Origin of the sequence: Arenicella chitinivorans (genome assembly GCF_014651515.1) — a bacterium.
Lineage (GTDB): Bacteria > Pseudomonadota > Gammaproteobacteria > Arenicellales > Arenicellaceae > Arenicella > Arenicella chitinivorans.
Window position 1 is genome coordinate 690,941 of the sequence record NZ_BMXA01000002.1, and the last position, 21,560, is coordinate 712,500.

At 49.7% G+C, this 21,560-nt stretch carries 23 protein-coding genes (1 of these 23 cut by a window edge); 18 read left to right on the forward strand and 5 right to left on the reverse strand.

Annotated features, from left to right (window positions below; translation table 11 throughout):
* Window positions 1–55 precede the first annotated feature (55 nt).
* From purU to IE055_RS08335, 3 genes are all read left to right on the forward strand, one after another.
* Complete coding sequence (gene purU, locus IE055_RS08325) at window positions 56–925, forward strand: formyltetrahydrofolate deformylase (protein WP_189399723.1); 870 nt, start codon at window positions 56–58, stop codon at window positions 923–925.
* 10 nt (window positions 926–935) lie between these two features.
* Window positions 936–2,039, forward strand: coding sequence for a 2'-deoxycytidine 5'-triphosphate deaminase (locus IE055_RS08330; protein ID WP_189399725.1), 1,104 nt, complete (start codon window positions 936–938; stop codon window positions 2,037–2,039).
* 112 nt (window positions 2,040–2,151) lie between these two features.
* Entirely contained in the window at window positions 2,152–2,424 is a 273-nt protein-coding gene (locus tag IE055_RS08335) for a hypothetical protein (protein WP_189399727.1), read from the forward strand.
* A 63-nt stretch (window positions 2,425–2,487) separates the two neighbouring features.
* On the opposite strand, the gene cmoB is transcribed toward IE055_RS08335, so the two are convergent.
* Both cmoB and cmoA read right to left on the reverse strand, forming a co-directional pair.
* A complete protein-coding gene (cmoB, locus tag IE055_RS08340; RefSeq protein WP_373299192.1) occupies window positions 2,488–3,453 on the reverse strand; it encodes a tRNA 5-methoxyuridine(34)/uridine 5-oxyacetic acid(34) synthase CmoB in 966 nt (321 codons plus the stop codon).
* Window positions 3,450–4,178 carry a carboxy-S-adenosyl-L-methionine synthase CmoA gene (gene cmoA, locus IE055_RS08345; RefSeq protein ID WP_189399731.1) on the reverse strand — a complete coding sequence of 243 codons (729 nt, stop codon included), beginning with the start codon at window positions 4,176–4,178 and terminating at the stop codon, window positions 3,450–3,452. Before cmoA ends, cmoB begins: the two co-directional genes overlap by 4 nt.
* Before the next feature lie 129 nt (window positions 4,179–4,307).
* Here cmoA and IE055_RS08350 point away from each other — a divergent pair, with 129 nt between their 5' ends.
* The 4 genes from IE055_RS08350 to IE055_RS08365 all read left to right on the forward strand — a co-directional run bounded on the left by IE055_RS08350 (window position 4,308) and on the right by IE055_RS08365 (window position 8,227).
* On the forward strand, window positions 4,308–5,186 hold the full coding sequence (locus IE055_RS08350) for an AEC family transporter (RefSeq protein WP_189399734.1): 879 nt from the start codon (window positions 4,308–4,310) through the stop codon (window positions 5,184–5,186).
* A gap of 129 nt (window positions 5,187–5,315) precedes the next feature.
* Complete coding sequence (gene fabA, locus IE055_RS08355; protein ID WP_189399735.1) at window positions 5,316–5,825, forward strand: bifunctional 3-hydroxydecanoyl-ACP dehydratase/trans-2-decenoyl-ACP isomerase; 510 nt, start codon at window positions 5,316–5,318, stop codon at window positions 5,823–5,825.
* A gap of 31 nt (window positions 5,826–5,856) precedes the next feature.
* Window positions 5,857–7,065 (forward strand): beta-ketoacyl-ACP synthase I, encoded by a 1,209-nt coding sequence (gene fabB / locus IE055_RS08360; protein ID WP_189399736.1) that lies wholly within the window; start codon window positions 5,857–5,859, stop codon window positions 7,063–7,065.
* A 91-nt stretch (window positions 7,066–7,156) separates the two neighbouring features.
* A complete protein-coding gene (locus tag IE055_RS08365) occupies window positions 7,157–8,227 on the forward strand; it encodes a COX15/CtaA family protein (RefSeq protein WP_189399738.1) in 1,071 nt (356 codons plus the stop codon).
* On the opposite strand, the gene coq7 is transcribed toward IE055_RS08365, so the two are convergent.
* Window positions 8,224–8,871: a 2-polyprenyl-3-methyl-6-methoxy-1,4-benzoquinone monooxygenase gene (gene coq7, locus IE055_RS08370; RefSeq protein ID WP_189399740.1), complete on the reverse strand. Its 648-nt coding sequence runs from the start codon at window positions 8,869–8,871 to the stop codon at window positions 8,224–8,226. The genes IE055_RS08365 and coq7 overlap by 4 nt on opposite strands.
* A gap of 583 nt (window positions 8,872–9,454) precedes the next feature.
* On the opposite strand from coq7, the gene rplM reads away from it, so the two are divergent.
* The 6 genes from rplM to erpA all read left to right on the forward strand — a co-directional run bounded on the left by rplM (window position 9,455) and on the right by erpA (window position 13,258).
* Entirely contained in the window at window positions 9,455–9,883 is a 429-nt protein-coding gene (rplM, locus tag IE055_RS08375) for a 50S ribosomal protein L13 (RefSeq protein WP_189399742.1), read from the forward strand.
* Between the two features lie 9 nt (window positions 9,884–9,892).
* Complete coding sequence (gene rpsI / locus IE055_RS08380; RefSeq protein WP_189399744.1) at window positions 9,893–10,288, forward strand: 30S ribosomal protein S9; 396 nt, start codon at window positions 9,893–9,895, stop codon at window positions 10,286–10,288.
* Between the two features lie 186 nt (window positions 10,289–10,474).
* Window positions 10,475–11,548, forward strand: coding sequence for an N-acetyl-gamma-glutamyl-phosphate reductase (gene argC, locus IE055_RS08385; protein ID WP_189399746.1), 1,074 nt, complete (start codon window positions 10,475–10,477; stop codon window positions 11,546–11,548).
* 72 nt (window positions 11,549–11,620) lie between these two features.
* Window positions 11,621–12,358 (forward strand): DUF6776 family protein, encoded by a 738-nt coding sequence (locus IE055_RS08390; RefSeq protein ID WP_189399748.1) that lies wholly within the window; start codon window positions 11,621–11,623, stop codon window positions 12,356–12,358.
* A gap of 58 nt (window positions 12,359–12,416) precedes the next feature.
* Window positions 12,417–12,833 (forward strand): bactofilin family protein, encoded by a 417-nt coding sequence (locus IE055_RS08395; RefSeq protein WP_189399750.1) that lies wholly within the window; start codon window positions 12,417–12,419, stop codon window positions 12,831–12,833.
* Between the two features lie 65 nt (window positions 12,834–12,898).
* A complete protein-coding gene (gene erpA / locus IE055_RS08400; protein ID WP_189399752.1) occupies window positions 12,899–13,258 on the forward strand; it encodes an iron-sulfur cluster insertion protein ErpA in 360 nt (119 codons plus the stop codon).
* Between the two features lie 69 nt (window positions 13,259–13,327).
* Here the strand turns inward: erpA and IE055_RS08405 are convergent, their stop codons facing one another.
* Entirely contained in the window at window positions 13,328–14,431 is a 1,104-nt protein-coding gene (locus IE055_RS08405) for an anhydro-N-acetylmuramic acid kinase (protein WP_189399753.1), read from the reverse strand.
* Window positions 14,432–14,451: 20 nt separating this feature from the next.
* The gene (locus IE055_RS08410) at window positions 14,452–16,011 is read right to left on the reverse strand and encodes a M23 family metallopeptidase (RefSeq protein WP_189399755.1); all 1,560 of its coding nucleotides are present in this window, start codon (window positions 16,009–16,011) and stop codon (window positions 14,452–14,454) included.
* 387 nt (window positions 16,012–16,398) lie between these two features.
* Here IE055_RS08410 and tyrS point away from each other — a divergent pair, with 387 nt between their 5' ends.
* The 5 genes from tyrS to IE055_RS08435 form a co-directional block, all read left to right on the forward strand.
* Window positions 16,399–17,574, forward strand: a complete 1,176-nt coding sequence (gene tyrS / locus IE055_RS08415; RefSeq protein ID WP_373299193.1) for a tyrosine--tRNA ligase — start codon at window positions 16,399–16,401, stop codon at window positions 17,572–17,574.
* A 114-nt stretch (window positions 17,575–17,688) separates the two neighbouring features.
* Window positions 17,689–18,795, forward strand: coding sequence for a GDP-mannose 4,6-dehydratase (gene gmd / locus IE055_RS08420; RefSeq protein ID WP_189399757.1), 1,107 nt, complete (start codon window positions 17,689–17,691; stop codon window positions 18,793–18,795).
* A 21-nt stretch (window positions 18,796–18,816) separates the two neighbouring features.
* The gene (gene fcl, locus IE055_RS08425) at window positions 18,817–19,782 is read left to right on the forward strand and encodes a GDP-L-fucose synthase (RefSeq protein WP_189399758.1); all 966 of its coding nucleotides are present in this window, start codon (window positions 18,817–18,819) and stop codon (window positions 19,780–19,782) included.
* Window positions 19,782–21,209: a mannose-1-phosphate guanylyltransferase/mannose-6-phosphate isomerase gene (locus IE055_RS08430; protein WP_189399760.1), complete on the forward strand. Its 1,428-nt coding sequence runs from the start codon at window positions 19,782–19,784 to the stop codon at window positions 21,207–21,209. Before fcl ends, IE055_RS08430 begins: the two co-directional genes overlap by 1 nt.
* Before the next feature lie 281 nt (window positions 21,210–21,490).
* On the forward strand, window positions 21,491–21,560 hold the 5' portion of the coding sequence (locus IE055_RS08435; protein WP_189399762.1) for a hypothetical protein. It continues 251 nt past the right edge of the window; only the first 70 of its 321 coding nucleotides appear in the window; its start codon is at window positions 21,491–21,493; its stop codon lies beyond the right edge, outside the window.

A 21,560-nucleotide genomic window follows, 5' to 3' on the forward strand; every position in this document is an offset into this window, starting at 1 on the left:
GGTGTATTATGTCGAACTTTCGTAAGTAACTCGGACGCTGCCTTTTTTTTCACACATGGTTTCACCTTCATCAGACAATCCGGCAATTGCCGCCCTGTTGTTTAGTTGTATCGACGCGGTCGGCATCATCGCCGATCTTGCTAACTTTTTTGCTGAGCGTGGACTGAACATATCGCGTTATGAGGAGTATACCGATGACGGGCATTTTTTCTCGCGCCTTGAATGGCCGCTGAATGATCGCTGGGAAGATGAGGCGGCATTTGATAAGGAGTTCGCCTCAATGGCTCAACGCTATCAAGCGAACTTTGATGTGCGGTTTATGAATCAACAGCAATCGATTGGCTTGTTTGTGTCGCGGCAGCCGCACGCACTGATTGAGATTCTGAATAAGTATGAAGCCAATTATTTTCCAAACATCGAGGTGAGTTTCATTCTCGGCAATCATGAGTCGATGCGACGTATTGCGGATCGCCATGGTCTGCCATTTTTTCACGTTCCGACTGATGGCGAGGTGCCCGCGTATGAACGTAAACAGCTCGACATAGTACATCGCTATAAACCCGACTTCATAGGACTGGCGCGGTATATGAAAGTATTGAGTGAGGACTTTATCGATCGAGCTGGTTGTCCGATCGTGAACATCCATCATTCTTTCCTGCCGTCGTTTGTCGGTGCCAAGCCTTATCAGATGGCGTACGATCGAGGCGTAAAGCTAATCGGGGCGACGTCGCATTTTGTAACTGCAGAACTCGACCAAGGACCGATTATTGAGCAGGATGTGGCAAGGGTGGTTGCAGGCGCGTCAGTACAGGATATGGTTAAGATGGGGCGAGATGTGGAACAAAAAGTGTTTGCTCGTGCCATGCTGAAGGTGCTTGAGCACAAAGCAATCGTGCACAAAAACCGCACGATTATTTTTAACTAGAGTGTCAAACATGCAGTTTAACGGGCAAGGCGCACTCGCGTCACAACATCTACAGAAGTTGATTGATCAACAGGTTATTCGACTGGACAACCCGCCACAGCCGGATCAGATCCAGCCAGCCAGTATCGACCTTAGGCTTGGGACCACTGCGTATCGCGTACGTTCTTCATTTTTGCCAGGTAAAGACCGCACCGTAAAACAGTGCTTGCAAGATATGGCGATGCACAAAGTTGATATCAGCCAAGGTGCGGTGTTGGAAAAATCCTGTGTTTATATCGTGCCCCTACAGGAAAGCTTAGCGTTGCCAGACACGCTGGTAGCCGCCGGAAACCCCAAAAGTTCGACCGGACGTATCGATGTCTTTACTCGATTAATCACTGATTATGGTGTTGAGTTTGAACAGGTGCCAGCGGGATATACCGGGCCTCTGTACGCAGAAATTGCCCCGTTGACATTCAGCGTATTAGTCCGAGCCGGATCGCGCTTGTCTCAACTACGAATCCGCGCCGGTAAAGCAGTGATCGACAACGAGAGCCACTATGACTTGCAGTTGAAAGAGCGATTGGTGGATGCAAATTTGTCGATGCAAGATGTGCGAAACGGTGTGCCGGTCAGCGTGGATTTGGCCGGTGAAGGCGAAGGCGGTTTGGTTGGGTTTCGTGCCAAACGTCATTCCGGCGTGGTGGATGTCGACAAACCCAACGTCCATCCCTATTTGGAGTTCTGGGAGCCGCTGCACACTTCCGCTGGGCAATTGATCCTAGATCCGGGAGAGTTTTATATATTGGTCTCGAAAGAAGCCGTGCATGTGCCGTTCGATTACGCAGCGGAAATGGTGCCTTACGATACCTTAGTGGGTGAGTTTCGAGTGCATTACGCGGGCTTTTTTGATCCTGGGTTTGGTGCTGCCGCGGCCGGAGGTAAAGGGGCACGTGCGGTGCTCGAGGTACGCAGCTTTGATGTCCCATTTTTGCTTGAAGACGGCCAAAATGTCGGGCGATTGGTGTATGAGTCGATGTTGGAAACACCAGACCGGATTTATGGGCATGGTGTGCCGTCGAACTATCAGGCGCAGGGTCTCAAGCTGAGTAAGCATTTTACAATGACCGAATGAAAATTCACCCGAGCGGGTGAAGCCTCTGCTTGGTGAGTGCTCTATAGTTATAGTCGATTCAACAGTGAATCAGCGCATTGGATGCGTTTAATTACGATAAGGAGATTTTATCATGCAAACTAAACACTCGATTATTCGTTCGTTTCTACTCACCGCCACCCTGGCGGGCGCAACCATGAGTATGCACGCCTCGGCAGCCAGTGCCTGCAAGGGTTTGGAAAGCAAAGCGTGTGGCAGTAATTCAGCCTGCACTTGGGTAGATGGTTATGAACGTAAGGATGGGCGTAAAGTCAACGCTTTTTGCCGCACCTCGCCGAGCGCGAAGAAAGCCAGTAAAGCGGCGACTGAGAAAGCCAAAAAATCGACTGCAAAGAAAGCCAGTTAACGCTGGCACTTGGTTTGTTCAGCACCAGAGGGGCGGTTTGCCTCTCTGGTTTTTGACGAATTCTTATCGTAGGCGAGCGATAAATAGGCCGCGTTTCGGCGCCGGGTACCCCTCAATGGTCTTGCTTGGGTCATCAGGATCCAAAAACTCAGCCAGTGAGTGAAACTGCATCCACTCAGTCCGCCGCTGTTCGTCGGTCGTGGTGACGGTTTGGTCAACGCAGGCCGCGTCCCGAAAACCTGCCTGCTCTAACAGCGATAATATATGTGCCGGTGTCATCACGCTCCACACATTACGCATCATGGCGTAGCGGTCGTGTGGGCGTAATACGCCGTCCTCAGCGTCATCGACGATCAAGGTTTCTAGGATCAGTTGGCCGTCGGGAGTCATCAATGATTTGAGTTCGAATAAATGATTGATTGGGTTGCGACGGTGGTACAACACACCCATTGAAAATACCGAATCAAAACACGCCATGGTGTTGGGCATATCTTCGATACCAAGCGGTAGTAAATCAAAGCGTGGGTCATTCGCGTATCGTTGGATTGCTGAGTGCTGCACTACAAAGCGCATGGACGGGTCTATGCCGAGTACGTATTTGGCACCGTCGCCCAGCATACGCCAGCAGTGGTAGCCGTTGCCGCAGCCGACATCGATAATGCGGTGATCATTAAGCGGTTGAATATGAGGTTGGACTCGCTGCCACTTCCAGTCTGATCGCCACTCGGTATCAATAAAGGTATCAAAAAGCTGGTAGGGACCTTTGCGCCAGGGCTTCAGTGCGAATAAGCCGCGATGTAATAGTTGCAATTGCTCAGCACTGGCATCACTCGCTAAGCCAAATGTGACCGTATCACGGTCCAAATGGCATTCCGACGGTGTGATATTCGGCAGCTGTTCAACAATAGTCTGCCAGCCTGCCAGGTCTCCGTGTCGCTTAGGGTCGCTACGTCGGACGGTGGCTGACCTAAGTTCAGACGTCCAAGGTGCAAATTCGGTGCGCGCAAAAAACGAATCAAACATGGTTATTTAACGGCTAGGAGAGAGATGAATTGTAAATTTTGGATCCAGGGTGTAACAGTCTTGAACCCCGCAGAGTGCAGGCGCGCGATGTGGTCTTCTAGGGTTTCTGGAACCAACACATCTTCGATGGCATCCCGTTTTTTACTGATTTCCAGCTCACTGTAATCTTGGTCCTTCTTGTATTGGTAGTGGATTTTTGCCATCAGTTCCGCGGTATGAGGGTCCGAAAACTTCAATTTTTCTGATAACACAAGGACTCCGCCCGGATGAAGGCTGGCATAGACGCGCGCCATCAGCGCGTGTCTGTCGGCCAGGGGAATGAACTGCAAGGTGAAATTCATCAAAATCATTTGTGCACGGTCAAATTCCGTGTCCTGCAAATCTTGTAAACTGAGCCTGAGCGTCTCCTGATCGAGGTGAGAGAGGTTTTGTTGCGCCTTGGTAAGCATCGCCGATGAGTTGTCGACGCCAATCAGCTGCGCGCTTCGCTCACCGAAGCCCGCGTGCATGGCTAGCAAGCCAGCGCCTAAAGAACACCCTAGATCGTAATAGGTGCTGTCAGGTTTAAAGAACGTGCGCGTGAGCGTCGGTAATAACTGCAGTATCTGTTGATAGCCTGGTACTGAGCGGGAAATCATGTCCTCGAATACTGCCGCGACGCGCGCGTCAAACTTGAAACTGCCGGGTAGCGCATCAACAGTTTTGAAGAGTGTGTCTTTCTGATCGGTCATCGTGGGTACCTCGTATTACGCGGCATAGTATAAGCGAATGTATAACAATTGGTATGTCGCATTGAACGTAGCCGCCACCGAGTCAACAAGGTAAACTTCCGAACTGGTGAAGCCGGTATGGAATAGACGATGATTCAGCAGGTAATGACAATTGTGGCGCCACTTTTTCTGCTCGCTGCGGTTGGCTACTTTTACGGTGCGCGCATGCGGCCCGAGATGCGCATAACCAACCAGCTGGTTATGGATATATTTATGCCTGCACTCATCTTTCACGTCATGATTCAGGATGACTTCGTGCCGGCGCAATATTTTGCGTTGATGCTCGCGGGTGCACTGCTAATGTTAGGGTCGGGCGTCATCGCATTCCTTTTTTCGAAGGTGGTGGGAATTAGCTGGCGTGCTTTTGTACCGCCGGCGATGTTTTCCAATTGGGCCAACCTCGGTCTGCCGCTTTACGTATTCGCGCTGGGTGAGCACGCCTTGGGCGCCGGTGTCATGTTGGTCGTGGTGGGTAATATTTTTTGTTTCACCATCGGCACCTACATCTACTCAGGTAAGCTGTCGAGCCTAGAAGTGTTGAAAACGCCCATGATTGTCGCGGTGGTTGTGGGCGGTCTAATTAACCTTTTGAATGTGAGCGTGCCTGCCGTGCTACTAGTGCCGATAAATATGCTGGGCCAAGTCGCGATTCCACTGATGCTCTTTTCTCTCGGTGTACGTTTGACGCGTGCGAGTTGGCGCGATTCGCATGCGGGCTTGGTGATGGCGGTATTTTGTCCAGTGGTCGGTGTTGCGCTGGCATTTCTTTTGATTCAGATTTTTCCAATGAGTAATTTGCATCAATCTATTTTGATTCTGTTTGGCGCATTGCCGCCGGCGGTCATAAACTTTATGTTGGCTGAGCAATATCAAACCGAGCCGGATACGGTTGCGTCGATGGTGTTAATTGGAAACCTGTTTGCCATTGTTTCGCTCCCCATCGTCTTGTACTTTGTGCTCACGAACTAATGGTAAGGTTGTGTATAGTATGTATTTAACCTTGATTTTTTCGCGATTGCGGTTAGTCTTGCATCCGTCAATTAAACGTTCGATCCCGTCTCCGTTGCGGTGAGAGAAACCTTTCCGTTAATAAAAATCATGAAAAAACAAAACAGCTACAGTTACGAGGATATCATCGCGCACGGCAATGGCGAATTGCCCGGCCAGGATATGTCTCGCTTACCCCTTCCACCGATGTTGATGTTTGACCGTATTGTTGAAATTAATGATAACGGTGGCGAGTTTGGTAAAGGCAAGGTTGTAGCTGAGCTCGATATCAATCCAGACTTGTGGTTTTTTGAGTGCCATTTTAAAGGCGATCCAGTGATGCCAGGTTGTCTGGGCCTGGACGCAGTGTGGCAGTTAGTCGGGTTTTATTTGTCTTGGCTTGGTATGCCTGGCAAAGGTAGAGCGCTGGGTGTGGGCGAGGTCAAATTTACCGGCCAAGTCGAACCGGACGCGAAGCTGGTACGCTACGAAGTGGAAATGAAGCGCGTGATTTCTCGCCGCCTGAATATGGGAATAGGGGACGCAAAGGTGTACCTCGACGGCGAGGTGATCTACACCATGACGGACCTGAAGGTCGGCCTGTTTGGCGCCGACGCATAGTTAACGCAACAATTCGACAAGAGTGACAGCAATGAATAGAGTGGTAGTGACAGGTATGGGCGTCGTATCGAGCTTAGGCAACGATGTGGCCACAGTAACTGAAAGTCTTCGCACTGGTAAATCTGGGATTCAATTTTGTGAGGACTACGCCGAGCTGGGAATGCGCAGCCAGATTGCAGGGCGTATCCACATTGACCAGGCCGCCCTGATTGATCGGAAAAAGTTGCGTTTCATGGGTGATGCGGCGGCGTTTAGTTACATCGCGATGCAGCAAGCAATTGAAGATGCTGGTTTAGAGTTAGATCAATTAAAAGACCCTAAAGTTGGTTTGATTACCGGCTCTGGTGGCGGTTCGCCGGCCAATAATGTTTTGGCGGCTCAAATCGCGAAAGAGCGTGGTGTGAAACGTATTGGGCCGTACGCGGTGCCAAAAACCATGGCCAGTACCACGTCTGCTTGTTTGTCGACCATGTTCGGGATTCAAGGCGCTAGCTACTCAATCAGTTCTGCGTGTTCAACCAGCGCGCACTGCATTGGGCATGCGGCCGATATCATCCGCAGTGGTCGTCACCACACGGTATTTGCCGGTGGGGGCGAAGAAGAGCACTGGACAATGTCTATTTTGTTCGATGCAATGGGTGCGATGTCGAGCAAATATAACGACACTCCAACGCAAGCCTCGCGCACCTATGATGCAAATCGAGACGGTTTCGTCATTGCTGGCGGCGGTGGAATCTTAGTGCTAGAGGATTATGAACACGCCAAAGCACGTGGTGCGAAAATCTATGCTGAATTGGTCGGCTTTGGCGCTACGTCAGACGGCTATGACATGGTCGCGCCATCGGGTGAAGGTGCTGTCCGCTGTATGCAACAAGCAATGGAGAACGTCAAAGGTTCGGTGGATTACGTGAATACGCACGGCACCTCCACGCCAGTTGGCGATGTGAAGGAGCTTGAAGCAATTAAGGCGGTCTTTAAAGATAAAATCCCGTTCATCAGTGCCACAAAGTCTTTGTCCGGACACGCTTTAGGTGCGGCTGGTGTGCATGAGGCGATTTACTCTCTAATCATGATGAAGGAGAAGTTCCTCGCTGCCTCAGCCAACATCCGTGAACTTGACCCCGCTGCGCTTGGTCTACCAATACTGTTGGAAAACCTCAGTCAAAAAGTGAAAACAATTATGTCTAACAGCTTCGGTTTCGGCGGTACTAACGCAACCTTGGTATTCCAGGAAGTATAATTACGCCACGTTTTCGCAGCTCGGACTCCTGAGTCGAGTTGATGCGGGCTGCGCGCAAGAATATTTAGCGTAAATTTGGCAAATGTACGAAATGAAGCATAATTCTGAGTATCGTCACGCCCAGGTTCTGGGCTGGTGGCTAATGTGTTGTGCCGCAACTGTGTTTGTAATGGTGGTTGTGGGTGGAGTCACGCGTTTAACCCAGTCTGGCTTGTCGATGGTCGAGTGGGCACCAATCATGGGAATCATTCCGCCGCTCAATCAAACAGAGTGGATGGCGGTGTTTGAGAAGTATCGGCTTTCACCTGAATACCTGAAAATCAACGCAGGTATGTCGCTTGATGAGTTCAAGTCCATCTTTTACTGGGAATACGGGCACCGCGTACTCGGTCGTATAATCGGCCTGATTTACTTGCTGCCGTTGTTGTATTTTTTGGTGCGAGGAATGGTGCCTCGTGGCTGGTACGGACGTCTTGCTGCACTGTTTATCTTGGGCGGATTGCAGGGCTTATTGGGGTGGTATATGGTGAAAAGCGGGTTGGTTGATGTGCCGCATGTCAGTCAGTATCGCTTAACTGCACACCTTGGACTAGCCGTCGTTATCTTCGCCACCATGCTTTGGTACGCTATGGATTTCTTGCGCGGAGAGCGACCTGCAGGTCACGCGACTATAGGCTATATGCGATTGACAGCCTGGGGCGTTGTGGTGGTCTTTGTTATGATTCTAAGCGGAGGTTTTGTGGCGGGAACCAAGGCTGGTTTTATCATGAACACTTTCCCGACAATGAATGGCCACTGGATACCGCAAGGTGTGGCTGCAATGCAGCCTTTCTGGCATAACTTGTTCGAAAATCCAGTAACGGTGCAGTTCATTCACCGCTGTCTGGCGCTTCTGGTTGTGGCGTCAATTCTCGCGTGCTTCTGGGCGTCGGTGCGACAGACTTTTTCTACCCGTGCTTGGTTGCTGTTGTGCGCCATGACGTTGCAGGTCGCGCTGGGGATCTCTGCCTTGTTGCTGCGAGTGCCAGTTTGGGCTGGTGCTGCTCATCAGGCGGGCGCAGTTGCATTGTTGGCTGCGGCGCTCTATGTTGCTCACCGAGCACGCAAACAAGCTGTGGAGTTTGAGCGTCCAAGGGTTACACAGGACTCGCTGCCGAATTAAATTTTTTCGCTCATCGTGGTCATGACCTTGGCGCTGGCACGCATCAGGCTCTTAATTAGCGGAGGCAGCGCCTGTGCGCCGTTATCCTCAGCCATTGCAGCATGCTCGGCTTCGTCAATCACCATTTGCTGTACGATCGCGCGACTTACGACGTCTTCTTCTGGCAGTCGTTTCAAATGAGATTGTAGATGCGCCACCACCTGGTGCTCAGTTTCCGCCAGAAAGCCGAGACTCCATTTGTCGCCTGCGATACCTGCGCCGATCCCAATCGTCAGTGAGCCAAGATACCATAAAGGATTTAAATAACTGGTGCGTCCGTCCAGCTGCTCGATACGCTCAAAACACCAGTTTAAATGATCGATCTCCTCCTCTGCGGCTTCGTGCATTTTGATTTTGACTGAGGGTGATCGTGAGGTCAGCGCTTGGCCCTGATACAACGCTTGTGCGCACACTTCACCAACGTGGTTAACGCGCATAAGTGATGCGCTATACCGCTTAAGGTAGTCATCGTCGGCAATTGGATCAATGTCCTGCTTGGTGGCCGGAGATGGACGACTGCTCTTAGGCTTGGTGAAGGTGTTGCGAAGACCTTGGTCAAGATGGCTGAATAGTTGATCGATAAAGTCGCGTGGTCGATGTTGCATGCTGCGAGCCTGTCACTGTTTGGTCATGACGCATTATAGTAAGTTCGAGGTAGACACCAAGGCATGATTGAGAGAAAAATAGGTAATGATTTTACTGAATGCCATGAATAATAGTTATTATTTAAATAATGTAAAATTATAGTTGTATATAATCAAAGGCTTGCGATGGCATGATTGCTTTGGTGTTGTTTAAATAAACTTTGACTCGTGGCGCTTCTGCGACCATAATTCAGTTGTAGGGTTGATAAGCGCTAAGCGCGCTGAACAGATCAACCAAGACAGTTTATAAATCGGCGGTCCCAGTATTTGCCGGTTTGCACTTCTCCTCCATCCTCCTTTGGTGGTTTGGGCGCGACACAAGTCGCGCCTTTTTTTTGCTTGTGTTGTTGCAATGCAAGCGTACTACCGAAATTTCAGTACTTTAGAGCTCATCCGCTTGTCTTTATCGAGAAGAGACCTTATTATCGCGCGTCCCTGTGACAGCATTTGGGTTGCAGTATCGTTATTTGGCCCTTGGTTACAGAACTCGGGCAGTAACAAAGCGTAAACGTCTGTAACAAGACAATAAGTGATAGAAGATACTATGAAAACATTTTCCGCAAAGCCAGCAGAGGTTAAGCGCGAGTGGTATGTTGTTGATGCCGCCGACAAAGTGCTTGGCCGTGTAGCGACAGAGATCGCTCTTCGTCTGCGAGGCAAACACAAGCCTGAATACACTCCCCACGTCGACACCGGTGATCATATTGTTGTGATCAATGCCGAGAAGATCGCGGTGACGGGTAATAAAGAAGAAGCAAAAATTTATTATCGTCACACTGGTTTCCCTGGTGGTATCAAAGACGTCAATGTACGCAAACTGCGTGAGCACGCACCAGAGCGCATTATTGAAAATGCCGTTCGCGGTATGTTGCCTAAAAACCCGTTGGGTCGCGCAATGTTCAAAAAATTACATATTTATGTTGGCCCTGAGCACAAGCATCAAGCTCAAGAACCAAAAGTACTGGAAATCTAGGAGAGTTACATGGCAACGTCAGAAGTTTATTTAGGTACTGGACGTCGTAAGTCTTCAACGGCTCGAGTACGTATCCAATCCGGTTCAGGATCAATCACGGTTAATCAGCGTCCTTTGGATGAGTATTTCGGTCGTGAAACAGCCCGTATGGTTGTTCGCCAGCCGCTGGTTCTACTGGACATGGAAAACACATTCGATATTCACGTGAACGTACAAGGCGGCGGTGGTAGTGGTCAGGCCGGCGCAATTCGTCATGGCATTACTCGCGCGCTATTAGCGTATGACGAAGCGTTGCGTCCAGCGTTGCGTTCAGCCGGTTTCGTCACACGTGATGCGCGTGAAGTTGAGCGTAAGAAAGTTGGTTTGAAAGGCGCACGGCGTCGTCCACAGTTCTCGAAACGTTAAGTGTTTGCGAGCAGTGTGGGGCGCATCAGCGAACAACACGCAAAAACAAAGAACGCCAGCCTTCGTGCTGGCGTTTTTTTGTGCCGGTTATTTGTGCTTGAATGCTGATCGTCTGGTTGACTGAAACCGAAACTCAACTACACTTAAGCACGCAGATTTATTAACACGTTGGGTTGTTATAGTTACGTGAGTTCTCTAAAAAAAATACGGGTTGGAGTGATCGGTGGTACTGGGTATACCGGAGTTGAGTTACTGCGCTTGCTGGCAACACACTCGGCTGCATCACTTGGCGTTATCACTTCGCGGTCAGAAGCCGGCACACCGGTGAGTGATCTGTATCCCAGTTTGCGCGGTTCTGTGGATTTGAACTTCACGGTTCCCGATGCAACTGCCTTGGCTCAATGTGATGTGGTTTTCAGCGCAACGCCGAACGGGATCGCAATGACCCATGCGAGAGACTTACTAGATCAGGGTGTCAAATTGATTGATCTGGCGGCGGATTTTCGGATCAAAGATATACCGACTTGGGAGCATTGGTATGGAATGACGCATGTTTGTCCGGATTTGGTTGCTGGTGCTGTTTATGGGCTGCCGGAACTAAACCGAAGCGTCATTGCTCAGGCGAAGCTGGTGGCTAATCCTGGCTGTTACCCAACGGCAACAACCTTGGGTCTACTGCCCTTATTTGAAGGTGCGCGTGGCGATGACGTTGCCCTAGTTGATGCTTCGACGCTTGTGGTCGATGCCAAGTCCGGCGTGACTGGGGCCGGGCGTAGTGCGAAGGTTGCGAATTTGTTTAGTGAGGTCGCTGATAGCTTTAAGGCGTACGGTGCCGCTGGCCACCGGCATCACCCGGAGATATGGCAAAACATCAGCTCCGTTACGCAACAAGCTGTTGGGTTGACGTTTATTCCGCACCTGCTACCAATGTTGCGTGGGATTCACGCCACGATTTACGCAGATCTATTGGACTCGGCCCAGCCGCTGGAGGCAATTCATGAACGCTTCACAAACTATTATTCGAATGAGCCATTCGTAGATATACTGCCCCTTGGCCAGCACCCAGAGACACGTTCTGTAAAGTCCTCGAATGTCTGTCGCATCGCAATTCATAAAGCGGTTGGTTCAAACAAGCTGGTGGTGTTATCGGTGATTGATAACCTAACTAAAGGGGCTGCCGGTCAGGCCGTGCAAAATATGAACATTATGTTTGGGCTCGATGAGACAGAGGGACTTAGTTCCCCTGCGATCATGCCGTAGTTGTTATGCGATTATGTTTGTAAAACCAAGTAATGAGTCGAAGTTCGATTCGGTGAGTAAGTAGAGAAACTGATGATTCGTAAACCAACGAACGATCTGACTATTCGGCCTAAATTGGCACGTTCGGTCGTGATGACAGTCACTGTCGTGTCACTATTTCTGCTTTTTGTGGCGCTGTACTTCGCGTATCGCCAAGGTGTTAAGGCAGGGCATGCACAGTATTCGGAAGACCAGAATCTTATCCAGCAAATGCGCGAAAATTTACAAGAGGTGAAAACTCGCGCCACTGCGGCTGAAGAAAACCTGGTGTTCGCACAACGTCAGTTACAAATCCAGGAAGAAGCGTATCGGCAGATCACTAAGGCATACGCTAATTCAGAGCAAAAAAACAGTGTACTGGGATCTCGACTGGATTTTTATCGCAGTATTATCTCGCCAGAAGATGGCAAAAGCGGTCCTGCCATTCAAAACTTAACCTACAGTTTTGCCGATCAGCGACTGTCGTTTGATGTTACTCTTGTGCAAGCGATTAAACACAAGCACCAGGTTCGCGGTAATTTGAAAATCACACTGTATGAATCGGATAAGCCAGTGGCCCAATGGCCGGTAGCAAGTCACCGCAGTATTAGTTACCAGTATTTTCAGCAGGTATCGGGCTCAATAGAGCATCCTGATGAGTTGACCGATCAAGCAAAATTAAAAGTGGAGCTTGATCTTCAAGATGGTGAACCGCTGGTCAAGTGGTTTGACTTGTCAACCGAGCCGGACGCACTGAAATCCACGCCAACCTCAGCTAAGCCTATTTCTTGATCAGCGTGTCGGGATAGTGGGTGTTTTAACCGAAATCAATCGAAGTAGAGATACAATCATGAAACGAAACAAAGAACGCACAAGCAAGCCGGTAGAAACTATTGATACATTGGTCGGTTCGGGCTCGATTTTGCAGGGTGACCTCGAGTTCACAGGCGGCCTGCGCATCGATGGTCACATCAAGGGTCATGTTTCGGCGCAAGATAGCAATAACGGTACCTTGGTTTTGAGTGAGTCTGGCATCATTGAGGGCGATGTTAATGTCCCTCATGTTGTGATAAATGGAACGGTGAAAGGTAATATTGCATCAACGGGACATGTGGAATTGCAGTCGAATGCTAAAATCACAGGTGATATTCATTACAAAGCAGTTGAGATGGAATTAGGTGCTGTGCTCAATGGCAGTCTTGTGTCTGATGCCAGTGCGCCGGTTTATGATGTTATTCCGGGTGGTGCGGATAAAAACGAAGCTTGAAAATAGCGCGCTTGCCGCTATATTTAGTGCAGTTATCGGCAATGAGTCGAAGGTAGGTTATTATTATGATAGAAACAGAAGTAGCGCCGAGCGCGGCACAGCCCCTCGACTTTACGCCGGCGGCAGCGAGTAAGGTTGCGGAACTGATCGAAGAAGAAGCCAATGACCAGCTTAAATTGCGCGTTTACGTGCAAGGTGGTGGTTGCTCAGGGTTTCAGTACGGTTTCACGTTTGATGAAGATCAGCAGGTAGATGACACTGCAGTGGATCGTGATGGCGTTCGCCTGCTAGTTGATCCAATGAGTTTTCAATATTTAATTGGTGCCAAGATCGATTACAAAGACGATCTCGATGGTGCTCGGTTTATTATCAATAACCCAAATGCGACCACAACTTGTGGTTGTGGTTCATCGTTCTCTGCTTAATTTGATTGGCTTACGCAAGGTCCTAAATTGGGGTGCCGCTGGCACCCTTTTTTGTGGCCAAGATGACGCTCAGTCAGGGGTATACTGTTGCCCAAGAACGACCTGTTTGCGGGCACCGGTCACGCTCGGCATGTTGCTGTTAGTATTAGTCAGAAAGCAGTAACCAAGCCAGGCAAACCCAACTGCTTCAACCCAATCTGCAGGCACATTTAACGCGTCGGTTGTGGTGACTTCATAAGCAGTGAGTGCAGACTGCAGGCGCGCCATCAGCTGCGCGTTGTTAGCCCCACCACCACAAACGAAAATCTTGCCTGATTGCGCGTGTAATTGCTGTAGGGACCTCGATACGGAGTCGACTGTGAGCTCGAGCAAAGTGGCTTGCACATCAGCCGGATCAACTAGATCGATTTTTGGGTAACGAGCACGTACCCAATTCAAGTTAAAGTAATCGGTTCCCGTACTCTTAGGGTAGGGGGCGGTAAAATACGGATCAGATAATAAGGCGCTCAACAAGGCTTGGTTTACACGCCCAGTTTTAGCCCATGCGCCATCAAGATCGTATCGTTGTGCAGTGTGTAGCTCAGTCCACTGGTCCATCAAGCAGTTTGCCGGACCCGTATCGAACCCTAATACTGGATCACTCAAACGCGTTACATTGCCAATGCCGCCAAGGTTTAGCACATAGTGCGACTCGGTCATGCCGAAAACATGCCGGTGAAAAGCTGGCATGAGTGGTGCGCCTTGGCCTCCAGCCGCGAGGTCGGCTTGTCTAAATTGGCAGATCGTGGGAATGCCTGTCAGCATCGCAATGTGTTTGCCGTCACCAAGTTGAATGCTGAAAGCCGGTGAGCGGTTGGGTTCGTGGCGTACGGTTTGTCCGTGGTTCGCGATGGCGCTGATGTCTTGTTGTTTGATCCCGCTGGTATCGATAAGCGACGTTGCGGCAGCGGCATAGTGTTCTGCTAGCTCGGCGTGCAAGTGTGAGTCTGACGGAACGAAGATCTGCTCATTATGCAGTGCCAGATAGTTCAGTTCGTTTCTGAGCGCAGGCGGGTACGCTGTGTAGCTCGACTGCAGTACGCGAAGTTGACTGGTTGATGTGAACTCAACCAAAGCGGCATCGATGCCGTCCATGCTGGTGCCGGACATCATGCCGACGATCAAGTGGCGCATGGAATACGGCTCGTTTGCTATTAAAGTGTATCGCTGTCAGGCGCATGCTCGGTTGCCTGTTTAGCCTGGGCCAGCATGTACTCGGATTGCACCGAATCTAGCTCTTGGCCAAGCGTGGATGCGAGCAATTGGAAGTCATCAATAGCATCTGCCGGCACGGAAGACGCCTTCGGTGTTTTGTAGGTTAGTGAATTTTGGTGTACGCCGTCAACGCGGAACTCGTAGTGTAGGTGGGGGCCAGTTGAGTAGCCGGTGCTACCGACATAGCCGATAGTTTGACCTTGCTTAACACGTGCACCGCTCTTGATGCCCTTCGCGTAACCGTTCATATGCGCATAGAGTGTGGTGAAGCGTCCGGCATGTCTTAGAACCACTGTTTTGCCGTATCCGCCCTTGTTGCCAGCGTGAATCACCTTGCCATCGGCGGTGGCACGAATTGGCGTGCCTCGACTAGCGGCATAGTCCACGCCTTTGTGTGCTTTCCACTTTTTTGAGATTGGGTGGCGACGTTTTCCAAAGCGTGAGGAGATACGACTAAACTTGACGGGTGAGCGAAGGAAAGTGCCCAGCATGCTATCGCCTTCTGGCGTGTAATAGTTGACGTTACCTTCGTTGTCTTGATAGCGGATCGCGCGATAGGTTCGCCCTTGAGTATTAAACTCAGCCGCGAGTATTTCACCGTCTGCGAGTTTCTTTCCGTCTAGTTGGTGGTCTTGGTAAATGACATGGAAGCTGTCACCGGATCGGATGTCTTGAACAAAATCAACGTCCCAACCGAAGATGCGAACCATTTCCATAATAATGTTGTGGCCCAATCCAGCTTCCAGGCCGGCTTCGAAGAGCGATGATGTGATTTCCGCAGATGCGACTTGACGATGAGTGGTATACGGGAGGTCGACAACCTTCGCATCGGTAATTTCATCGTCTTTTATATCGACAACGAGCTTGGTTAGGTAGCTCGTAGGATACGTAATGCGCCGTAGCTTGTCTTCAGCATCGAAGGCGAATTCAAGTGATTTGCCCGCTGCGATAGAAGTCAACTGCTTTGCAACGTCGTGCTGGGTGAGTTTGTGTGGCAAGCTGTAGCCAAGGTTCTGCTTGCGAAAAATTATCCCTAACGACTCGCCACGTTTAATTTTATGTTTGCGTGTCGTGAAAATTTCAATTGGCTGAGGTGGTGGGTTTACTTTTCGCTTGCTGGCACTGGAAGGGGCTTCCATCGGGAGGCTCAGTGCCGCCGTGTCATGTTGGTTCGAGTCCGAGTTCAGCGCTGACGAGGAGGTTGGTGGAATACTGAGATCGATAGGCTGATCTGGCTTGGCGGCCACCTCCGGCGCAAAAGTCAACAGAAGCGGCGTGTGCGCAATGGTCTCATCAACGGGGCTGGCAGTGTTAGCGAGTGGTTTTATCGTGGCCGTGGTGGTATGAGTTATCCAACATCCAGCCAATACTAGCGAGGTGCCCAAGAACCAATGGCGCTTACGAATTGGTGGGCGATTATTGGCGGCTTGGTGTGGGTTTTTTGGTTTGATGACGTCTGTGACCAAGTGGCTGAGTCGATGCGTAAAGCTGGATGGCATAGTGAATGCTTCTTATCTATTTGAGTTTTACCGTCATGCACAACAAAACGCGAATCGAACTGTGTCGATCAAAGCATGGGGGGTCGACCGAGTTCGTTTTGTTTTTGCGCCCTAAAGCGGCCATTTTGCGCGTTTCGCGTTGGATTGGCAAATTAATCACCATTAAATAATGTAAATCGTCTGAAGGTGTGTGTCTTAGCAGTGATGAAATTCCCTTGTCGTTCAGAATCCGTCTTGTCTTCCGCGGTCTCAGCGTTTAGTCTTGCCACACGAGAATAAAGCCGCGTTCCCGCGGATTGATGTAGGCAAAACGTTACAGGTTTAGTAGTGACAATCGATACAGAAATTAAAGCAGCCATGGGGGAAGCGAATCAGCCCTCGGAAGTAATGCAAGCCTTGTTGCGCGGGGCTGATGAGATTATTCCGCAGTCAGAATTGGAGGCGAAGTTGGCGACCGGTAAGCCGTTGGAGGTAAAAGCCGGGTTTGATCCGACCGCGCCAGATTTGCATCTGGGTCACACCGTACTAATTAATAAGTTGCGGCAGTTTCAACAGCTTGGTCATAATGTTACGTTTTTGATTGGGGATTTCACCGGCCTAATTGGTGATCCGACTGGCAAGAGTGCGACACGGCCACCGTTGACGAGCGACGAAATTAAGCAGAATGCAGAGACTTACCAGGCGCAGGTATTCAAAATCCTAGATCCGGAGCTGACTCGCGTTCGGTTTAATTCAGAATGGATGAGTAAAATGAGTTCGGCGGACATGATTCGTTTGGCGGCTCAATATACTGTAGCAAGAATGCTGGAGCGCGACGATTTTTCCAAGCGTTACGCTGCGCAACAATCTATTGCAATTCACGAATTTCTGTATCCCTTGGTGCAAGGTTACGACTCTGTTGCGCTCGAAGCCGATGTTGAGTTAGGTGGAACCGATCAAAAGTTTAATCTTCTGGTTGGGCGTGAGATGCAAAAGGCTTATGGGAAGTCACAGCAAGCGATATTGACGGTGCCAATTCTAGAAGGCCTGGATGGCGTACAAAAAATGTCGAAGTCTCTCGGCAATTACATCGGGATTACCGATGCGCCGAACGATATGTTTGGCAAGGTGATGTCAGTATCGGATGAGTTAATGTGGCGCTATTTTGAGTTGTTGAGTTTTCGCCCGATGTCGGAGATCGATGGTTTTAAAACGCAGATATCCGAAGGGATGAATCCGCGTGATGTGAAGTTTCTATTGTGCGAGGAATTGATCACTCGATTCCATAATGCCGCGGCAGCTGAGTCGGCCAAACAGGATTTTATTCAGAGATTTCAAAAAAACGCCATTCCCGATGATATTCCTGAAGTCCACATTGCAATCCGTGATGGGTTGCTGATCGGTGGTGTGATCAAAGAAGCTCAGTTGTGTCCGAGTACCTCGGAAGCTATGCGTATGGTCAAACAGGGGGCCGTTAAGATAGATGGTGAGCGTGTATCCGATCCAAAATTACTCATCAATGCAGTGACCCCATTTGTGCTTCAGGTCGGTAAGCGCAAGTTTGCAAGGGTCTGTCCAAAGTGATTCGAATGCGTTTGCCTCGAGATAAGTGGCGACGCTGAGAGTTTTGTCTTTTTATAGGTGTTTCGCTAAACTTGTTCTCTTGCTTAGCGGGACTGCCGGAAGTCCATCAAACTAATGACTAAAATAGCTTTCATAACTGGCATTACAGGCCAGGACGGTTCTTATCTTGCGGAATTTTTGCTTGCCAAGGGATACGAGGTACATGGATTGGTTCGCCGATCTTCGTCGTTCAACCGTGAGCGTATTGAGCACCTGCTGGAATTCGGCGGTGGGATGCGCGGGAAGATTAAACTCCACTACGGAGATCTTTCTGACTCGTCAAGTTTAACTCGCTTGCTGGATATGATTCGGCCAGACGAGGTTTACAACCTCGCTGCGCAGAGTCACGTGGCTGTGTCCTTTGAAGTGCCAGAATACACTGCGGATGTGGATGCCCTCGGGACCCTTCGCTTGCTTGAGGCAATTCGATTTCTGGGCTTGGTCGAAAAAACGCGTTTCTATCAGGCGGCTACCTCTGAGTTATATGGGTTGGTGCAAGAAACTCCGCAGACCGAGAAGACCCCCTTTTATCCCCGTTCCCCATATGGCGTTGCGAAGTTATATGCTTATTGGATCACGGTAAATTACCGTGAATCCTACGGCTTGTATGCGTGTAATGGAATACTATTCAATCATGAGTCTCCGCGCAGGGGAGAGTCATTTGTTACGCGCAAAATTACTCGAACATTGGCGCGCATTGCCTGTGGTCTGGAGAATGAATTAAAGCTCGGTAACCTGGATTCATTGCGAGACTGGGGGCATGCTAAAGACTATGTTCGGATGCAATGGATGATGTTGCAGCAAGAACAAGCCGATGATTATGTGATTGCTACCGGGAGGCAAATCTCCGTGCGTGATTTTTTGCGCGCGGCAGCAAGTTATCTTGGTATATCAATCGAGTTCACCGGAGAGGGTGTCGAGGAAGTTGGTGTGGTGGCTGCAGTTGAACCCAAAACTGACATCGCGCTAAAACCCGGCGACCAGATTGTGAGTATTGACCCAAGGTATTTTCGCCCAGCGGAAGTTGAGACATTACTCGGTGATCCTGAAAAAGCACGGCGTGAACTCGGTTGGGAGCCAGAAATTACAGTTGAAGAGATGTGCGCTGAAATGATTTCCGAAGATCTCGCCGAGGCCCGAAAACAAGCACACCTTAAAGTTCACGGGTTTTTAGATCAATGATGAGACGAGTATAGAAATACAATGACCAAGCGTGTATATGTGGCTGGCCACAAAGGTATGGTGGGCTCGGCGCTCGTGCGGAATCTCACCACGCAACCGGATGTAGAGATCATCTCTCGCACTCGATCCGAAGTGGATCTGACCGATCAAAGTGCTGTTCGAAGCTTTTTCAGTAAGGAAAAGATCGATCATGTGTACCATGCCGCCGCTAAAGTCGGGGGGATCTATGCGAACAATACGTATCCAGCGGACTTTATTTATGAAAATCTAATGGTTGAATGCAATGTGTTGCAGGCGGCATTCGAGGCAGGAGTTGAAAAATTGGTACTGCTGGGCTCGTCTTGTATCTACCCCAAATTTGCACCTCAGCCAATTCCTGAATCAGCACTATTGACCAGTGAGCTGGAACCGACAAACGAGCCATACGCTATTGCCAAGATCGCTGGTATTAAATTGTGCGAATCCTACAATCGACAACATGGTGTCGATTATCGCAGCGTGATGCCGACTAACCTGTATGGCCCAAACGATAACTTTCACCCAATGAACAGTCACGTGATTCCAGCAATGATGCTCCGGTTCCATAAAGCTAAGTTGGACGATGCAAGACAGGTGGTCGTCTGGGGTTCTGGGAAACCGATGCGGGAATTTTTACACGTGGATGACATGGCCGCCGCAACGTTATTTGTCATGGGATTGTCGCGCTCGGCATACCAACAAGCAACAGAAGAGCGCCTCTCGCACCTGAATATTGGTACTGGTGAAGATTGCACGATTCGTGAGCTCGCCTATACCATGGCTGAGGTTGTTGGCTTCGAGGGTGAAATTGTATTTGATTCGTCAAAGCCGGACGGCACACCGCGGAAGTTGCTCGATGTTAGCAAAATCAACAGTCTAGGTTGGCAGGCCAGCTACTCGTTAGTAGAAGGTCTAAGTCATACCTACGGCTGGTTATCGAAAAATGAACAAATTTTGAGGGAAGCCTAATGAAGGTGCCAGTCATACTATCTGGTGGTGTCGGGTCTCGGTTGTGGCCTTTGTCTCGAGGCATGTACCCAAAGCAGCTATTGCCAATAACCGATCCGGACTTGTCTCCGTTGCAGCAAACGGTATTGCGCACTCGAGCCGCGGGCGATTTTAGTGCACCCATCGTGGTGTGTAACGAGGAGCACCGATTTATCGTTGGGGAACAGTTGGCGCAGGTTGGTGCATCTGATGCGAGTGTCATGCTTGAACCCGAGGGGCGAAATACGGCGGCAGCGATTGCGGTCGCAGCTTTACATGCCGCGAGTATTGATCCGGAGTCTGTGCTGCTGGTGATGCCAGCGGATCACGTGATCCTAAATGAAGATCGTTTTTTAAAAGCCGTTGATCTCGCCATGAGTTCCGCAGCAAGTGGCAAGCTTACGACGTTTGGTGTTGTACCCACATCTCCGGAAACGGGTTATGGCTACATAAAACGTGGTGTAAAGTTGTATGACGAAGTGCATCAGATCGAGAGTTTTAAAGAGAAGCCTGATCGTGGTACAGCCGAACAATATCTTGCGTCTGGCGGTTATTATTGGAATGGTGGGATTTTCGCACTTCGTGCGGATTGTTACCTAGATGAGTTGCAGCGTTACGCTCCGGAAGTATTTGAAGCGTGTTCTGCGGCATACTCAAAGATGCAACACGACCTTGATTTTATTCGCATCGGCACAGAAGAGTTCATGATGTCGCCGTCGATCTCAATCGACTATGCTGTTATGGAGAACACTGACAATGCCGCGGTTGTTGCGTTGGATGCAGGTTGGAGTGATGTTGGGTCGTGGTCAGCGCTTTGGGAGGTCTCAAATAAAGATGAGAACGGTAATGCCTGTACTGGTGATGTTATCGTACACAACACGCGCAATACGCATATCTACTCAGAGAGTAAGCTGGTGTCTGCAGTGGGGGTCGAAGACCTGGTTATCGTGGAGACTGATGATGCTATCTTGGTCACCACGAAAGCCGAGTGTCAGGAGGTTAAGCAGATAGTTAAGGTGCTTGAACATGAGAACCGGTCACATGTAAAGCATCACCGTAAGGTCTATCGCCCTTGGGGCTGGTACGATTCGGTTGACGCTGGAGATCGATTTCAAGTTAAACGCATTCAAGTTAAACCATTGGCGAAGCTGTCAGTGCAGATGCATAACCATAGAGCCGAACACTGGGTTGTGGTTCGAGGTGTGGCTGAAGTGCTGAATGGTGATAAAACTATGTTACTCAAAGAAAACGAATCTACGTATATACCTGTAGGCGTGGTGCATGCACTGCGCAACCCGAGTGAGGTCGACGTCCTAGAGATTATTGAAGTGCAATCAGGATCCTATTTGGGAGAGGACGACATAGTGCGTTTTGAGGACCAATATGGCCGAGCAGGTACCACTGATTAGTGGTATAAAAAATAAGAAAAGAAAATGGTTGACGGCAAGTTTTAAATGCGTAGAATGCCGCCTTCCTCGAGATGACGCAGCGCTAAATTTTAGCGATTTCGTGGCTCGGAACACCTTTTAAAATTATTTAAAAAAAGGTGTTGACCGGCAGGTTGGAATGAGTAGAATGCACGACCCTCAAGTGAGGCAAATAAGCGGTCAGTTAGACGCTTATTCCGGCGCAAACAAGCTTTGGAAATTAATTTCAAAAAGTGGTTGACCGGACGCTTCAATTGAGTAGAATGCAGCTCCCTCAAAGCGAGCATCTCAGTCGTCGGAAACGGCAATTGAGGCGGTTGAAAAACTTTGAAA

Coding starts and splice junctions, on each gene's coding strand:
- purU (WP_189399723.1), top strand. CDS start 56: ATGGTTTCACCTTCATCAGACAATCCGGCAATTGCCGCCCTGTTGTTT.
- IE055_RS08330 (WP_189399725.1), top strand. CDS start 936: ATGCAGTTTAACGGGCAAGGCGCACTCGCGTCACAACATCTACAGAAG.
- IE055_RS08335 (WP_189399727.1), top strand. CDS start 2,152: ATGCAAACTAAACACTCGATTATTCGTTCGTTTCTACTCACCGCCACC.
- cmoA (WP_189399731.1), bottom strand. CDS start 4,178: ATGACCGATCAGAAAGACACACTCTTCAAAACTGTTGATGCGCTACCC.
- IE055_RS08350 (WP_189399734.1), top strand. CDS start 4,308: ATGATTCAGCAGGTAATGACAATTGTGGCGCCACTTTTTCTGCTCGCT.
- fabA (WP_189399735.1), top strand. CDS start 5,316: ATGAAAAAACAAAACAGCTACAGTTACGAGGATATCATCGCGCACGGC.
- fabB (WP_189399736.1), top strand. CDS start 5,857: ATGAATAGAGTGGTAGTGACAGGTATGGGCGTCGTATCGAGCTTAGGC.
- IE055_RS08365 (WP_189399738.1), top strand. CDS start 7,157: ATGAAGCATAATTCTGAGTATCGTCACGCCCAGGTTCTGGGCTGGTGG.
- coq7 (WP_189399740.1), bottom strand. CDS start 8,871: ATGCAACATCGACCACGCGACTTTATCGATCAACTATTCAGCCATCTT.
- rplM (WP_189399742.1), top strand. CDS start 9,455: ATGAAAACATTTTCCGCAAAGCCAGCAGAGGTTAAGCGCGAGTGGTAT.
- rpsI (WP_189399744.1), top strand. CDS start 9,893: ATGGCAACGTCAGAAGTTTATTTAGGTACTGGACGTCGTAAGTCTTCA.
- IE055_RS08390 (WP_189399748.1), top strand. CDS start 11,621: ATGATTCGTAAACCAACGAACGATCTGACTATTCGGCCTAAATTGGCA.
- IE055_RS08395 (WP_189399750.1), top strand. CDS start 12,417: ATGAAACGAAACAAAGAACGCACAAGCAAGCCGGTAGAAACTATTGAT.
- erpA (WP_189399752.1), top strand. CDS start 12,899: ATGATAGAAACAGAAGTAGCGCCGAGCGCGGCACAGCCCCTCGACTTT.
- IE055_RS08405 (WP_189399753.1), bottom strand. CDS start 14,431: ATGCGCCACTTGATCGTCGGCATGATGTCCGGCACCAGCATGGACGGC.
- IE055_RS08410 (WP_189399755.1), bottom strand. CDS start 16,011: ATGCCATCCAGCTTTACGCATCGACTCAGCCACTTGGTCACAGACGTC.
- tyrS (WP_373299193.1), top strand. CDS start 16,399: ATGCAAGCCTTGTTGCGCGGGGCTGATGAGATTATTCCGCAGTCAGAA.
- gmd (WP_189399757.1), top strand. CDS start 17,689: ATGACTAAAATAGCTTTCATAACTGGCATTACAGGCCAGGACGGTTCT.
- fcl (WP_189399758.1), top strand. CDS start 18,817: ATGACCAAGCGTGTATATGTGGCTGGCCACAAAGGTATGGTGGGCTCG.
- IE055_RS08430 (WP_189399760.1), top strand. CDS start 19,782: ATGAAGGTGCCAGTCATACTATCTGGTGGTGTCGGGTCTCGGTTGTGG.